General features: G+C 42.7%; 11 protein-coding genes and 2 pseudogenes. 10 read left to right on the top strand and 3 right to left on the bottom strand.

Annotated elements, in window-relative coordinates; translation table 11 throughout:
* Positions 1-250 precede the first annotated feature (250 nt).
* Positions 251-1765, top strand: a complete 1515-nt coding sequence (putP, locus tag BN1067_RS02140) for a sodium/proline symporter PutP (protein ID WP_053217284.1) — start codon at positions 251-253, stop codon at positions 1763-1765.
* A 124-nt stretch (positions 1766-1889) separates the two neighbouring features.
* Here the strand turns inward: putP and BN1067_RS20370 are convergent, their stop codons facing one another.
* The gene (locus tag BN1067_RS20370; protein ID WP_267893594.1) at positions 1890-2021 is read right to left on the bottom strand and encodes a hypothetical protein; all 132 of its coding nucleotides are present in this window, start codon (positions 2019-2021) and stop codon (positions 1890-1892) included.
* A 93-nt stretch (positions 2022-2114) separates the two neighbouring features.
* On the opposite strand from BN1067_RS20370, the gene gatC reads away from it, so the two are divergent.
* The 5 genes from gatC to rlmD all read left to right on the top strand — a co-directional run bounded on the left by gatC (position 2115) and on the right by rlmD (position 8137).
* The gene (gene gatC, locus BN1067_RS02135) at positions 2115-2405 is read left to right on the top strand and encodes an Asp-tRNA(Asn)/Glu-tRNA(Gln) amidotransferase subunit GatC (RefSeq protein ID WP_053217283.1); all 291 of its coding nucleotides are present in this window, start codon (positions 2115-2117) and stop codon (positions 2403-2405) included.
* Between the two features lie 15 nt (positions 2406-2420).
* Complete coding sequence (gene gatA / locus BN1067_RS02130) at positions 2421-3890, top strand: Asp-tRNA(Asn)/Glu-tRNA(Gln) amidotransferase subunit GatA (protein ID WP_053217282.1); 1470 nt, start codon at positions 2421-2423, stop codon at positions 3888-3890.
* Positions 3890-5320, top strand: a complete 1431-nt coding sequence (gene gatB, locus BN1067_RS02125; protein WP_053217281.1) for an Asp-tRNA(Asn)/Glu-tRNA(Gln) amidotransferase subunit GatB — start codon at positions 3890-3892, stop codon at positions 5318-5320. Before gatA ends, gatB begins: the two co-directional genes overlap by 1 nt.
* Positions 5321-5574: 254 nt before the next feature.
* Complete coding sequence (locus tag BN1067_RS02120; protein WP_053217280.1) at positions 5575-6510, top strand: diacylglycerol kinase; 936 nt, start codon at positions 5575-5577, stop codon at positions 6508-6510.
* Positions 6511-6757: 247 nt separating this feature from the next.
* On the top strand, positions 6758-8137 hold the full coding sequence (rlmD, locus tag BN1067_RS02115; protein ID WP_053217279.1) for a 23S rRNA (uracil(1939)-C(5))-methyltransferase RlmD: 1380 nt from the start codon (positions 6758-6760) through the stop codon (positions 8135-8137).
* Positions 8138-8492: 355 nt separating this feature from the next.
* Here the strand turns inward: rlmD and BN1067_RS02110 are convergent, their stop codons facing one another.
* Positions 8493-9428, bottom strand: coding sequence for a helix-turn-helix transcriptional regulator (locus BN1067_RS02110; protein ID WP_053217278.1), 936 nt, complete (start codon positions 9426-9428; stop codon positions 8493-8495).
* A 118-nt stretch (positions 9429-9546) separates the two neighbouring features.
* On the opposite strand from BN1067_RS02110, the gene BN1067_RS02105 reads away from it, so the two are divergent.
* Positions 9547-10116 (top strand): dihydrofolate reductase family protein, encoded by a 570-nt coding sequence (locus BN1067_RS02105; protein WP_053217277.1) that lies wholly within the window; start codon positions 9547-9549, stop codon positions 10114-10116.
* 721 nt (positions 10117-10837) lie between these two features.
* On the opposite strand, the gene BN1067_RS02095 is transcribed toward BN1067_RS02105, so the two are convergent.
* Positions 10838-11179 (bottom strand): hypothetical protein, encoded by a 342-nt coding sequence (locus tag BN1067_RS02095; RefSeq protein WP_053217275.1) that lies wholly within the window; start codon positions 11177-11179, stop codon positions 10838-10840.
* A 736-nt stretch (positions 11180-11915) separates the two neighbouring features.
* Here BN1067_RS02095 and BN1067_RS02090 point away from each other — a divergent pair.
* The 3 genes and pseudogenes from BN1067_RS02090 to BN1067_RS02080 all read left to right on the top strand — a co-directional run.
* Positions 11916-12911 (top strand): tRNA dihydrouridine synthase, encoded by a 996-nt coding sequence (locus BN1067_RS02090; RefSeq protein WP_110943302.1) that lies wholly within the window; start codon positions 11916-11918, stop codon positions 12909-12911.
* Between the two features lie 264 nt (positions 12912-13175).
* A pseudogene (locus BN1067_RS02085) lies at positions 13176-14225 on the top strand (ISL3 family transposase); the annotation flags it as partial.
* Between the two features lie 29 nt (positions 14226-14254).
* A pseudogene (locus tag BN1067_RS02080) lies at positions 14255-15340 on the top strand (ISL3 family transposase); the annotation flags it as partial.
* Positions 15341-15412 lie beyond the last annotated feature (72 nt).

Below are 15412 nucleotides of genomic sequence, written 5' to 3'. Positions count from 1 at the left end.
TCAATAAATATTTTAATGTTCTGAAAAATGATATATGATATAGTTAAGTAGTTCTGTCTGTATTTTCGCTTTTACCCTTCACGCAATGATAAAAACGAAAATGCATACATAATGTATAAAAAAAGGAGGGGGAAAAATGGAGGATTTCGCACTCACTGGTTCCACCTGGTTTTGGCTATTTGTACCTATGCCAATTTTGATTATCTTGTCCATTATCACGTTATTTACTGAGAGGAGAGAATAGGAAAACATGGGAACAGCTACATTAATAACTTTTATTGTGTACCTGATCGGTATGCTATTAATCGGAGTAATTTCATATCGTTTAACGAATGATTTATCAGATTACGTACTTGGAGGCAGAAGGCTCGGACCTGGTGTTGCCGCTTTAAGTGCCGGTGCTTCGGATATGAGTAGTTGGTTATTACTCGGTTTACCTGGAGCCATTTATGCAACTGGTCTTGCAGAAGGCTGGATGGCAGTTGGACTTTCAATCGGGGCTTATCTTAACTGGCAATTTGTCGCTAAGCGTTTACGTGTATACACCGAAGTTTCTAACAACTCTATCACGATTCCAGATTTCCTGGAAAATCGTTTCCGCGATTCATCCCACATACTGCGTGTAATTTCAGCTATTGTCATTTTAGTTTTCTTCACTTTTTACACATCATCCGGTATGGTAGGTGGCGCCAAGCTGTTTGAAGCATCATTTGGCTTATCCTACAATCAGGCACTGTGGATCGGTGCTATCGTTATTGTTTCTTATACATTCCTTGGCGGTTTCCTGGCAGTAAGCTGGACTGACTTTATTCAAGGGATCTTAATGTTTGTCGCATTGATTGTCGTTCCAGTTCGTGCCATTTTTGTGATCGGTGGCTGGGATGCTACAGTTGATGCAGTTGGTCAAATCGACCCTTCCCATCTGAATATGGTGGCAGGTGTTGGTGTCATTTCTATCCTTTCATCCTTTGCATGGGGGCTAGGTTACTTTGGACAGCCACACATCATCACGCGTTTTATGGCGCTGCGTTCACCGAAGGATGTTCCGATGGCTAAATTCATCGGTACCTCGTGGATGATTCTTGGCTTGTATGGAGCCGTGTTTACCGGTTTTGCCGGTCTTGCGTTTATCAATACCCAGGACGTGGGCATGCTGTCTCAATTCGGTATTGAAGTAGTCAATGAGAACGGTGTACAAATGCTGGCAGACTCGGAAAAAATCTTTATTGCATTCTCACAGATCTTGTTCGATCCAATTATCGCCGGTATCCTGTTGGCAGCAATCCTTTCTGCTATCATGAGTACCATTGACTCGCAACTGCTTGTTTCTTCTTCTGCTGTAGCAGAAGACTTTTACAAAGCGATTTTACGCAAAAACGCAAGCGAGCGTGAATTGGTATGGGTTGGCCGTGCAGCTGTTATTGTTATTGCTTTGATTGCCACAGTTGTTGCTTCCAACCCAGAGAGTTCCGTATTGGATTTGGTTAGTTATGCATGGGCAGGGTTCGGTGCCGCATTCGGTCCGATTATCTTACTGTCCTTGTTCTGGAAAGGCATCACCAGAAACGGTGCCCTTGCTGGAATCATCGTCGGGGCTATCACGGTTGTTATCTGGGGAGACTTTTTATCGGGCGGCATTTTCGACCTTTACGAAATCGTCCCAGGCTTTGTGCTTAACCTAATCGTCGCAGTGCTTGTCAGTATGGCAGGCAAGCCGCATCCAGAGGCTGAAGCGGAGTTTGAAGAAGCAAAATCTCAATATTAAATTGTTGGGAGCTGTTCGAAAGGGAAAGGCTCTGAAGTCTAAGAAGATCACCAGTGCAAATAGGTGCACTGGTGATTTTTTTTCTTTATATTCCTTGAAGAGGAAAGGGCTGTCCGTTTGAGGGTTAATGATTAATGGGCAAGCCTTTTTCTTCATTAAGGTATTCCGTTTCAGCAAGCTGTCGAAACGTGGTAAAATAGCAGATAGCGGACTGTTGTACAAGTTGCCAATCGTCCGGTTTTTTTGCTATTATCATAAATATTGCTTCTATTCGTAACAAGTGGCTTGTCAAACCGTTAAAAGCGGAGAGCCTTTTTATAGACGAATAAAATAAGCGGAGGTGACTGAGATGTCCAACATCTCGAAGGAACAGGTAAAACATGTGGCCCATTTGGCCCGTTTGGCGATCAGCGAGGAAGAAGCCGAAAAAATGACAAAACAGTTGGATGCTATTATCCATTATGCGGAAAGCTTGAACGAATTGAACACCGATGATGTAGAACCGACTACTCACGTCTTGGACTTGAAAAATGTCATGCGCAAGGATGAGCCTAGAAAGTGGATTGAGAAAGAAGACGCGCTGAAGAATGCGCCAGACAAACAAGATGGTCAGTTCCGTGTGCCATCAATACTTGAATAGGGAGGCTTACAAAGCATGTCGCTTTTTGATTATACGTTAAAACAGTTACAGGACAAGCTACATAACAAAGAAATAACCGTCAGCGATTTGGTTGCTGAGTCATACAATCGCATCCATGAGGTCGATGATCAAGTCAAAGCGTTTCTGACGCTGGATGAGGAAAAGGCAAAGGCCAAGGCAGAAGAGCTTGATCAACAGGCAGGAGACGCCAATTCCCTGTTGTTTGGTCTGCCAATCGGGATTAAGGACAATATTGTAACCAAGGGCTTGCGCACCACATGTGCCAGTCAGTTTCTCGATAACTTTACCGATCCTTTGTATGATGCAACCGTAATCGAAAAACTGCAGAAAGAAAATACCGTGACAATTGGAAAGTTGAACATGGACGAGTTTGCCATGGGATCCTCCAATGAAAACTCCAGTTACTTTGCGACACGTAATCCGTGGAATACCGATTATGTTCCAGGTGGTTCAAGCGGTGGTTCTGCTGCAGCAGTTGCAGCAAAGGAAGTGTTCTTTTCACTAGGTTCCGATACAGGCGGATCGATCCGTCAGCCAGCCGCTTTTTGTGGCGTCGTCGGTTCAAAACCAACCTATGGACTTGTTTCCCGATTCGGATTAGTCGCATTTGCTTCTTCCCTGGATCAAATCGGACCGATCACTCGTACGGTGGAAGACAATGCTCATTTGCTGCAGGCAATCGTCGGGCATGATCCGATGGATGCTACCTCTGCAAATGTCGAAATTCCTAACTATACAGAGACTCTCGCCCAGGGTGTGAAAGGATTAAAGATAGCTGTACCTTCCGAGTACTTATCCGAGGGGGTTAATCCTGAAGTGAAACAGGCAGTGCTTGATGCTTTAAAAGTATATGAAGATTTAGGTGCTACCTGGGAAGAAGTATCTCTGCCACATTCACGCTATGCAGTAGCAGCGTACTATCTGCTTTCTTCTTCCGAGGCTTCGGCAAACCTGGCTCGTTTTGACGGTGTCCGTTACGGTGTTCGCTCCCAGCAGGCAGATAACATGCTGGACATGTTCAAACGCTCTCGCAGCGAAGGATTTGGCGATGAAGTGAAGCGCCGGATTATGCTCGGAACGTTCGCATTGAGCTCCGGTTACTATGATGCTTACTACAAGAAAGCACAAAAGGTAAGGACATTAATCAAAAATGACTTTGAAAAAGTATTTGAAGATTACGATGTCATCGTCGGACCGACGACTCCGACTCCTGCATTCAAGGTCGGGGAAATCATCGATGATCCGCTTACTATGTACACGAACGACATTTTGACGATCCCGGTAAACCTTGCAGGCGTCCCGGGTATGTCCGTACCGTGCGGCTTCTCCAGTGAGGGATTGCCGATCGGACTGCAAATCATCAGCAAGCATTTTGACGAAGCAACGATGCTGCGGACCGCTTATGCGTTTGAACAGGCAACCGACCACCATAAAAAACAGCCTGAATTGGGAGGTGCCAACTAATGAACTTTGAAACAATCATCGGCTTGGAAGTCCACGTCGAATTGAAAACAGATTCCAAAATATTCAGCCCTAGCTTCAACCACTTCGGCGCTGAACCGAATAGCAACGTCAACCCGATTGATTTAGGTTATCCGGGAGTACTGCCGGTACTTAACGAGGAGGCAGTCAACTTTGCGATGAAGGCGGCAATGGCGCTGAATTGTGAGATTGCCACCGACACAAAATTTGACCGGAAAAACTATTTCTATCCGGACAATCCGAAAGCGTATCAAATCTCCCAGTTTGACCAGCCGATCGGAGAAAACGGTTGGATTGAAATCGAGGTAGACGGGCAGAAGAAAAAAATCGGAATTACCCGACTCCATTTGGAGGAAGATGCCGGTAAGCTTACGCACAGTGACGACGGATACTCGCTGGTTGATTATAACCGTCAGGGCACGCCACTGATCGAAATCGTCTCGGAGCCGGATTTGCGCTCTCCGGAAGAGGCGTATGCTTATTTGGAGAAACTGAAAAACATCATTCAGTACACCGGCGTATCCGATTGTAAGATGGAAGAAGGCTCGTTACGTTGTGACGCCAACTTGTCCATTCGTCCAATCGGACAGGAGGAATTCGGTACGAAAACGGAACTGAAAAACTTGAACTCCTTCTCGTTTGTCCAAAAAGGGCTCGAGTTCGAAGAAAAGCGCCAGCAGAAAGTGCTGCTTTCTGGAGGAGAAATCCTGCAGGAAACACGCCGTTATGATGAACAAACAAAGGAAACGATTTTGATGCGCGTGAAAGAGGGCTCGGACGATTACCGCTACTTCCCGGAACCGGACTTGGTGCCGTTGTATATCGATGAAGCTTGGAAAGAGCGTATTCGCTCGGAAATTCCGGAGCTGCCGGATGCCCGTAAGCAGCGTTATATAAACGAATTGGAGCTTCCTGCCTACGATGCAATGGTCCTAACGAGTACGAAGGAAATGTCGGACTTCTTCGAAGAAGCCATTCAAAAGGGTGCAGACATCAAGCAGGCTTCCAACTGGCTCATGGGGGAAGTGTCTGCCTACATGAATAAACAGCAGGTCGAACTGCATGATCTTGCTTTGACACCAGAAGGATTGGCGAAAATGATCAAGCTGATCGAGGATGGAACAATTTCTTCTAAAATCGCGAAGAAGGTATTCGCTGAGCTAGTGGAAAAAGGCGGAGATCCAGAACAAATCGTCAAGGACAAAGGGCTCGTACAAATTTCCGATGAAGGACAGTTAAAGGAAATTGTGACCGGCATCCTCGACGAAAATGAACAGTCAATCATCGACTATAAAAATGGAAAAGACCGCGCACTAGGATTCTTGGTCGGTCAAGTGATGAAGGCTACAAAAGGCCAGGCAAATCCGCCAATGGTCAACAAGATTTTGAAAGAGGAAATGGATAAACGCTAATATAGCGAAAAGGGGGATGGCTTCCATCATGGAGCGATCCTCTTTTTAAACATGCGAAAATCCAACAATATCAAGCTTTGTTGCAGGTTTGATGTGATTCTTGATTCAAATTATGGTAAAAAAACTTTTCAAACCAACAGAAAAGGGCTATGATGGAAGATGGACTAGCAAACGGTGCTTGTCTTTGTTTTTTGTATTAGGCAGACTGTTTTTGGCAGCTGCCTGCAATGATAGATGGAACAGGGGGAGACCTTATGAAAAGGGCCCGTATTATTTACAATCCAACATCAGGTCGAGAAGCCTTTAAAAAAGAACTTCCCGGCGTTCTTCAATCGTTAGAACAAGCAGGGTACGAAACATCGGCCCATGCTACTACCTGTGCGGGAGACGCTACGAAGGCTGCTCAGACAGCGGTGGATCGAAAATTTGATATCGTAGTCGCAGCTGGCGGAGACGGAACAATCAACGAAGTCATCAATGGCATTGCCGGCAATGAATACCGGCCGAAGCTAGGCATCATTCCTGTCGGGACGACCAATGACTTGGCTCGTGCGCTGCACATTCCGCGTAATATTGCAAAAGCGGTGGATGTCATCCTGGAAGATCGGGTCAAAGCACTTGATATCGGACAGGTAAACGACCAATATTTCATGAACATAGCCGGCGGTGGGAAGCTGACAGAGCTTTCTTACGAAGTGCCAAGCAAGCTTAAAACCGTGCTTGGTCAACTGGCGTATTATTTGAAGGGAGTCGAAATGCTGCCATCGTTACGCCCGACCAAAGTAACCATCGAGTATGACGGCAAAGTATTCACGGACGAAATCATGCTGTTTTTGGTTGCAAACACCAATTCTGTAGGCGGCTTTGAAAAATTGGCACCAGGCGCGACCATGGATGACGGCCTGTTCGATCTGCTAATATTGAAAAAAGCCAACATAGCTGAGTTTATCCGTATTGCCACCTTGGCATTAAGAGGAGCTCATTTGGATGATCCACTCTTATTCCATACAAGGGCAAACCGGATTAAAGTACACACGGAAGAAAAGATGCAGCTGAATGTTGACGGGGAATACGGTGGCGATTTGCCGGGAGAATTCGTCAACCTTTACCGCCACATAGAGTATTTTGTACCGGAAAGCTTTGTGGAAAAAGAAGAAGCAAAAAAAGCAGCAAGACTGGAAAAGTCCTAATATAACAAGACGCACGGTATTCCTGCCGGTGCGTCTTTTGTTTTCTTTTAGTCAACTGACTATACTAGGAGAAATCGCTTAAAAAAGCTTTACAGAAAGAGGTAACAAGATGGAAAAAGGAAATGTCGAAAAGGCATATATTTCCCGGGAAATCACCGCAAATGTCAGTTTATGAATAGATATTTCCCTTCTTTCCCTATATGTGATAAACTTTTGTCAGCAATTGACAAGAAGGACGATGATAGATATGGCTAAACAAAAGCCACCAGTAAAAAAGAATCAAACGATCGAGCTTTCTTTTCACGATTTGACCCATGAAGGGGCAGGAGTCGGAAAAATAGAAGGCTATCCGTTGTTCGTTCCATACGCCTTGCCTGGCGAAACCGCTGAAGTGAAGGTTGTCAAAGTAAATAAAAATTTCGGATTCGGTAAGTTGTTGGATATAAAAGAAGTCAGCCCGGAAAGGGTTGAGCCCCCATGTGATGTGTACGTCCAGTGTGGCGGATGCCAGTTACAGCATATGAGTTATGCAATGCAGCTGGAAATGAAGCAGAATCAAGTAAAGAATGCCTTGCGCAAAATTGCCCATCTGGAAGATGTACCGGTTCATCCGGTTCTCGGCATGGAGGATCCTTGGCGCTATCGTAACAAGGTGCAGATTCCTGTCGGAGAACGTGATGGAGAGCTGATTACCGGGTTTTATCAGAAACGCAGCCATAAAATCATTGAAGGGATGGATCGTTGTGTAATCCAGGATGAGGTCAACGACCGGATGGTGGAAGTCGTCCGCCGTATGGCCGACCGTCTTGGCATCTCTGCATATGATGAGGAGCACGATAGAGGAGTGCTGCGCCACATCATGGTGCGGACTGGACAAGAAACAGGCGAGACAATGATCGTCCTGATTACGAGGACAGAAAAACTCCCCCATCAGGAGGAGCTGGTCAAGGAAATTCATGAGACTTACCCGCACGTTAAGTCCATCGTCCATAACGTGAACAAAAAGAAGACCAATGTCATTTTTGGAAAAGACACCAAGGTATTATGGGGAAATGAGTACATTTACGACAATATCGGCGATATTCAATTCGCTATCTCTGCTCGTTCCTTTTACCAGGTGAACCCACCGCAAACGAAGAGACTTTATGACACTGCCTTGGAGTACGCAGCGTTAACCGGTGGCGAAACAGTCGTTGATGCGTATTGCGGAATTGGCACGATTTCCTTGTTTCTCGCCCAGAAAGCCAAGAAGGTTTACGGTGTGGAAATTGTTCCTGAAGCTATTTCCGATGCCAAGAAAAACGCAAAGCTCAACCATATCGAGAATGCGGAATTCTATGTTGGAGAAGCAGAAAAAGTGATGCCATGGTGGACAGCGCAAGGACTGCGTCCGGATGTCATCGTGGTAGACCCGCCGCGAAAAGGCTGTGATGAGGATTTGCTGGAAGCAATGATCACGATGAAGCCGGAGCGAATCGTCTATGTATCCTGTAACCCGTCTACACTCGCAAGAGACCTGCGCATTTTGGAAGACGGTGGCTATGAAACCAAGCAGGTACAGCCAGTCGACATGTTCCCACAAACAGGGCATATTGAGGCTGTGGCGGAAATCCAGTTGAAAAAATAATTTTTTATACTCGACCCTGATGTAGATCAATATTAAACACTTGACAACCATAATATACTCTGACTAATCCCAACACCAATTGTGTAATAATAAACATTTGATTTCTCAATACAAAACTCAATAATTACTCGGGTTTTCCTGATCAGGAGCCCGAGTTTTTTCAAAGTCTTTTCAACATATTATCAATATGGTTATGTACCTAAATCCTTGTAATTACTGGGTTTGTTAAGAACCCTATTCAATATTATCTCATTAAGAAATAAATACTGTTAGAATACTTTATCCTTTCTTTAAACTTCTTTTCTACACTAATGTACGCAAAATAATATAGTATAGCCACAGGAAATATAAAACTTTATCTTTCATACATAGTTAATATTTCCTCAGCTTGTTTTCGTAAACCATCGATTAATTCGTTTGGTTCCAAAATACGTGCATGACTTCCAAGTCTTAAAAAGAGTGATGTAATAAAATTAAGTTCTCCTTTATCAATGATCGTATCTATGTATCCAGTTCCATCTTCATTCGTTTCTACAGAACCTTCCAAATAAGGTGCGCTTTTACATTGTCGGACACCTTCCATAGTTAAATGCACATGCAATCGAGTTGGTTTTTTTACTTCCCGAAAGTTGAACCATTCTTTTAAATTCATAAATTCATCTTTATTTATTTCAGTTGATAAGATGGAAAGGATTCGATCTACACGATACAGTAATATTTTTTCCTTATGATAATCGTAAGCAGGTAAATACCATAATCCATCATGGGCATATACACCGATTGGACGGATGTATTTTTTTCTTATACCGGATTTTGATTCATATTGAATGTATATACTTTTATTCTCAATAGAATGCTCTAAAATATCATTTAACAATGGAGTATCGATAGTTCTTTTCGGGTTCCAAAAAGCAATATAAGAACGAATTTTATCTACTTTGATTTTGGCTTCACTTTGAAGTGAACTATATAATTTATGTTCAACCGAAGAAATTTCAGTGTCAAAAGGCAGATTACGATAGTAGTTTAAAGATTGAAAAGCAAAGAAGATAGAAACAGCTTCCTCTTCTGTGAATAAAATTGGAGGAAGAAGTCTACTTGTTAATACTGTATAGCCCCCATTTCGTCCTTGTTCAGAGTATATTGGTAATCCCATATCAGATAAATCTAATATGTATCTATGTACAGTACGAATAGATATATTAAATTCATCCGCTATTTCTTGTGCAGTAAACTTTTTTCTATTAGTAACAAACAGAAGAATATCTAATAGACGCTTGGCTTTTGACATTTTCCTCACCTTTTTTATTTAATCATGTCATTACTTGTCATGTTTTACGTATATTATAGTTACTACCTTATGGTTTTATCAACAAAGGAAATTGTAAAAGAAGAAAGGAGATAAAAGTATGGACATTAACGAGAGAACAAGAAAAGTGATTTTAGATTTAGCAGTTACTTTAGATGGATATATTGAAGGACCGAATGGAGAAATTGACTGGTGTATTATGGACCCTGATATGAATTTCGCTGAATTCCTGAATCAAATTGATACGATTCTGTATGGTAGAAAAAGCTATGATTTATGGGGACGATATAATCCAACAACTGAAGATTCGGATATCGAAAAAGAAATTTGGAGACTCGTTCATAGTAAAGACAAATTTGTGTTTTCCAGAACACAAAGAGAGACTGATAATCGAGCAATATTTATAAATGATAATATTGTTGAAGAAGTAAATAAATTAAAGAAAATGCCTGGTAAAGACATATGGCTATATGGTGGATCAAGTCTTATTACAACTTTTATTAAGTTAGGGCTAGTAGACGAATTTAGGTTATCTGTTCATCCTGTTATTTTAGGGGAAGGAAAACCTTTGTTTATTGACATAAAGGAAAGAGTAAATCTTCGCTTGGTTGATACAAAAAGATTTTCCTCCGGTGTTGTTCAACTTTGCTATCAACTTAATGAGGAGTAATTGTTAGGTATAATTGTACTGGTTTAACTAAAAGTATTAATTATCACTTATATAAGATATGCTTAACTCTATAGCTCTTTTATCTACTATATAGATCAATATTAAACACTTGACAACCATAATATACTCTTGCTAATCCCAATACCAATTCTGTAATAATAAACAATTGCTTTTTCAATATAAAACCCAATAATATCTCGGGCTTCACTCATCAGGAGCCCGAGTTTTTCATGTCTTTTCCAATATCTTTTCAATACAGTTATGTTCCTAAAACCTTGTTTTTACTGGGTTTATCCAATATCCCACCTCCATACAATCTCAATAAGAAACAATACTCATCCAATGTTTTTATCTTTATTCTTCACCTCTTTTCTCCACTCTTTCTTCTGTTATATTTCGCAAATCTTTATTCCAAGCGCCAAAAACCAAGAAAAAACAGCCCAAAAGGCCCGAAAAACGGTCAATTTTGAACCAAAAAAGTGTAAAAATGAGGGTTCCGTAGCAAAACTTTATTATGACACCGACGGTGGAATGTGGGTTGGAGGGTTGGGTAGAAATCAGATATGTATTGCAATTGTACAGAAAAAGTAAATTTTTATAGTCGACCCTGATTTCGTTGAGATGATTCATTGCGGATTCGGGGTCGTTTTATGCATAATAAGTAACAAAAAAATACAGCCTTCTTCTAAGGAAAAGGCTGTTTCGTAGTTTGTTCCTGGTATCAGGCTTTTTGATCAAACTTATTAATCAGGGTATTATCTTCATCCACCAATCCTAAAGCGAATGCTTTTTCCATGATACCTTTCACTTCCTGGGTACGTTTTAGATTGTCTGTGTAATTCATTTGTGTTTCTAAAGCATTCCGATGAAAGTTAGACATCTCTCTAACATTTTTTTGATTCACAACTTTTTCTTCTTCCAGAAGTTCCTGAAACTTAGAAAAAGAGAGATTTTCCTGTTGTTCGCGCATGCTTGTACCATCTTTTAATTGGTTCCGTAAATGAGCGGAAACCGTAAGACGGCTGTAAGCGGCGAATTGTGTATTATCGGGGCTAATTCTCATATCCTTAAAACTCCTATTCTACTTCAATATATAAGTTTTCATATATTGTATTATTTGGCGGGTAGTAATTGTTCGCGGAAATGGTGAATCTTCCACTTGAAACAGTGGATAACGGAAAGCCAAAGCCAATATACTTAATTGTGCCTATCACATTATTACCGCTGTCAGTAACGTATTCATCATCTAAGGCTTTAAAGGTTTGGGAGGTGATATTATTTCCATTATTATAAATTCGGAGTGTACCTGGTTGAATCGTGCCTTCTACAAAGACGGCTAAGATCCCGCTTCTCCCCTATTGGGTTCACAGACTTTGCTGGTTAAAGTTAATATCTTCCCATACATAATTGGCTGCGTCCGAAGTAACCCTGAATATTTGGACATCTGTTAATTCCGGCGCAGGTGCTGCTGATACTTTATCGGCCGGCAATAAAAGAACTGCCAAGAAAGCAATAAGACTTCTAACAACTATTTCATCCTTCGTCCTCCTTTTTTGGTAATAAATCCCTTAAATACTATCCTAAACGACCCCTTTACGAAAAACAATAATCTTCTGAAAAATAGGAAGGTTTATCTAATTATCTGAAAGATTGGGAATATTTAACTACTTAGCTTTTACTGTTTGATAAAGTGTGCTTAACCATGGTATAAGTGTAAAGGGAGCAAAGCCATTTTGCTTTTTTATTTTGGGGATAAGGATGTATTTTGGTATCCCGTGATGAGAGGAATGGAATTAAAAATGACAGATAATTTTTGGCGCGATTTACCACGGCCATTTTTTGTACTGGCACCAATGGAAGATGTGACGGACGTTGTTTTTCGTCATGTGGTGAGTGAAGCAGCAAGACCTGATGTGTTTTTCACAGAGTTTACAAATACAGAGAGTTATTGTCACCCAGAGGGAAACCAAAGTGTGCGCGGGCGTTTGACGTTTACAGAAGATGAACAGCCAATGGTTGCCCATATATGGGGAGATAAGCCCGAATTGTTCCGGCAAACGAGTATCGGTGTGGCGAAGCAAGGGTTTAAGGGGATAGATATCAACATGGGCTGCCCGGTAGCAAATGTTGCACCAAAAGGGAAGGGCAGCGGCCTTATCCGCCGTCCCGACGTGGCAGCTGAAATCATACAAGCAGCGAAGGCAGGAGGTTTGCCAGTAAGTGTGAAAACAAGGCTCGGCTACACAGAGGTAGACGAGTGGAAAGAATGGTTAGGACACTTGCTCAAACAGGACATTGTCAATCTTTCCATCCATCTGCGTACGAGGAAGGAAATGAGCAAAGTAGATGCCCATTGGGAGCTGATCCCAGAGATCAAGAAACTTCGCGACGAAGTGGCACCAGATACCCTGTTGACAATCAATGGGGATATTCCCGACCGTCAAACCGGGTTGAAGCTCGCACAAGAATATGATGTGGATGGGGTCATGATCGGGCGCGGTATTTTCAACAATCCATTTGCCTTTGAAAAGGAACCCCAAGATCATAGCAGTAAGGAATTGCTAGATCTGTTAAGACTGCACCTTGATCTCCATGACAAATATTCGCAAGAATTCGAGCCGCGTCCTTTCAAACCGCTTCTTCGCTTTTTCAAGATTTATGTAAAAGGATTCCGGGGGGCGAGTGAATTAAGAAATCAATTGATGAGTACTAAGTCAACAGATGATGTGCGGGCAGTGCTTGATGACTTCGAAGGTAAGAATTCTAATGGAATGGTGGAAAAAAGCGAAGCATGACGTGGGATTACCTACTTTAATTCGTTACTGATTCTGGAATATATCTACCAGCTTTCACTCTATAAGTACGTTATTCAATGCCTAATTAAGAAAAGCAGCCACGACCCTGATTTCGTTAAAAAGTTTTTTTCCGAAATTCGGGGTCTTTTTATATGGCTCTACAATATTTGTTGGGGTTTTAGAAAAATTCCGCATAAAAAATACACACAAGCTCCTATCTCTACTACACTTGAATTGACCAAGAAACAAGCAAATAGGAGTTGTGTGTACATGCATTCTAACATGACATTACCCGGATTAGAAAGTGTTTCTATCAAGAAAGTAGAAGAGGTGGAGGGAGCTTACCACATGGAGGTGGAGATGCCCAGGCAGGCGCAAACCTGTCCGGCGTGTGGTAACCAGACTTCCCGCGTTCATGATTACCGAATACAGAAAATCCAGCACTTAAAGGTATTTGAACGAACCACCTATTTGTTTTACCGCAAACGACGCTATGCCTGTTCCTGTGGTAAACGATTCGCAGAAGCCAATCCGATGGTGGACCGTTATCAGCGTCATTCAAGAGAGTGGAACCAGGCACTTGGCCTTCGGGTGATCCAGGGGATGAACTTCAAGGATACCGCTGCGCAGTTCCGTACCTCACAAGCTACAGCCATTCGCCGGTTCGATCAGGTGGCCACACCAGAACTTCAAGAGGTGGAAGAGCTTCCAGAAGTGATTGCGATTGATGAATATAAAGGCGATACCAATGCGGGGAAATACCAGGTCATCATTGGCGATGGAGAGACCGGAAATCCAATAGATATCCTGCCTGATCGATCCGTCAAAACCGTCAAGCAGTACCTTCGGGAAAAAGGGGGTAATGTCCGGAAGGTCATCATGGACATGAGCTATAGTTTTAAGTCAGCTGTCCGGAAGGCGGTGGGAAGCCCCATCATTGTGGCCGATCGTTTCCATTTTTGTCGGTATATTTATTGGGCTTTGGAAAAGGTGCGCAGGCGAGTCCAAAAGAACTTCCATGAATACGACCGGAAAAAGTGTAAACGGATGAAACATATCTTTTACAAGAAGCAGGAGGAACTAACCGAGAAGCAGCGCTGGTATCTGAACCGATACCTCGATCTATCGGATGAACTACGAGTCGCCTATAAGCTGAAAGAGGCTTTTCGCAGCTGGTTTGAAGAGGCAAAAGCAATGGGGAAAACCGATATTGGCTATGTAAAACAACGATTGTATCAGTATTATGACCGAGTGAAGCAAAGTGGTATGGAAGAATATCTACAAGCGATTGGCACCTTGAAGAATTGGCAGACAGNCAAACCTGTCCGGCGTGTGGTAACCAGACTTCCCGCGTTCATGATTACCGAATACAGAAAATCCAGCACTTGAAGGTATTTGAACGAACCACCTATTTGTTTTACCGCAAACGACGCTATGCCTGTTCCTGTGGTAAACGATTCGCAGAAGCCAATCCGATGGTGGACCGTTATCAGCGTCATTCAAGAGAGTGGAACCAGGCACTTGGCCTTCGGGTGATCCAGGGGATGAACTTCAAGGATACCGCTGCGCAGTTCCGTACCTCACAAGCTACAGCCATTCGCCGGTTCGATCAGGTGGCCACACCAGAACTTCAAGAGGTGGAAGAGCTTCCAGAAGTGATTGCGATTGATGAATATAAAGGCGATACCAATGCGGGGAAATACCAGGTCATCATTGGCGATGGAGAGACCGGAAATCCAATAGATATCCTGCCTGATCGATCCGTCAAAACCGTCAAGCAGTACCTTCGGGAAAAAGGGGGTAATGTCCGGAAGGTCATCATGGACATGAGCTATAGTTTTAAGTCAGCTGTCCGGAAGGCGGTGGGAAGCCCCATCATTGTGGCCGATCGTTTCCATTTTTGTCGGTATATTTATTGGGCTTTGGAAAAGGTGCGCAGGCGAGTCCAAAAGAACTTCCATGAATACGACCGGAAAAAGTGTAAACGGATGAAACATATCTTTTACAAGAAGCAGGAGGAACTAACCGAGAAGCAGCGCTGGTATCTGAACCGATACCTCGATCTATCGGATGAACTACGAGTCGCCTATAAGCTGAAAGAGGCTTTTCGCAGCTGGTTTGAAGAGGCAAAAGCAATGGGGAAAACCGATATTGGCTATGTAAAACAACGATTGTATCAGTATTATGACCGAGTGAAGCAAAGTGGTATGGAAGAATATCTACAAGCGATTGGCACCTTGAAGAATTGGCAGACAGAGATTCTGAATAGCTTTGCGCTCGATTATAGCAATGGGTTTATTGAAGGATTGAACAACCAAACGAAAGTCATCAAACGGAATGCTTTTGGGTTTCGTCGTTACGATCGCTTAAGAACGAAAGTGTTATTACATCATCAACTGAAGGAATTCAGGGGCTTTCAAGTGGGTTAAGGAGTAGGAGCAAATTTCTCCCACCCCAACATTTGACGTAGAACCTTTTATATTGCTTAAGACTTCAAATAT

Origin of the sequence: Virgibacillus senegalensis, assembly GCF_000821245.2 — a bacterium.
GTDB classification, from domain to species: domain Bacteria; phylum Bacillota; class Bacilli; order Bacillales; family Amphibacillaceae; genus Sediminibacillus; species Sediminibacillus senegalensis.
Note: the sequence above shows the minus strand (reverse complement) of the source record. Positions and strands in the feature narration are given on the sequence as shown.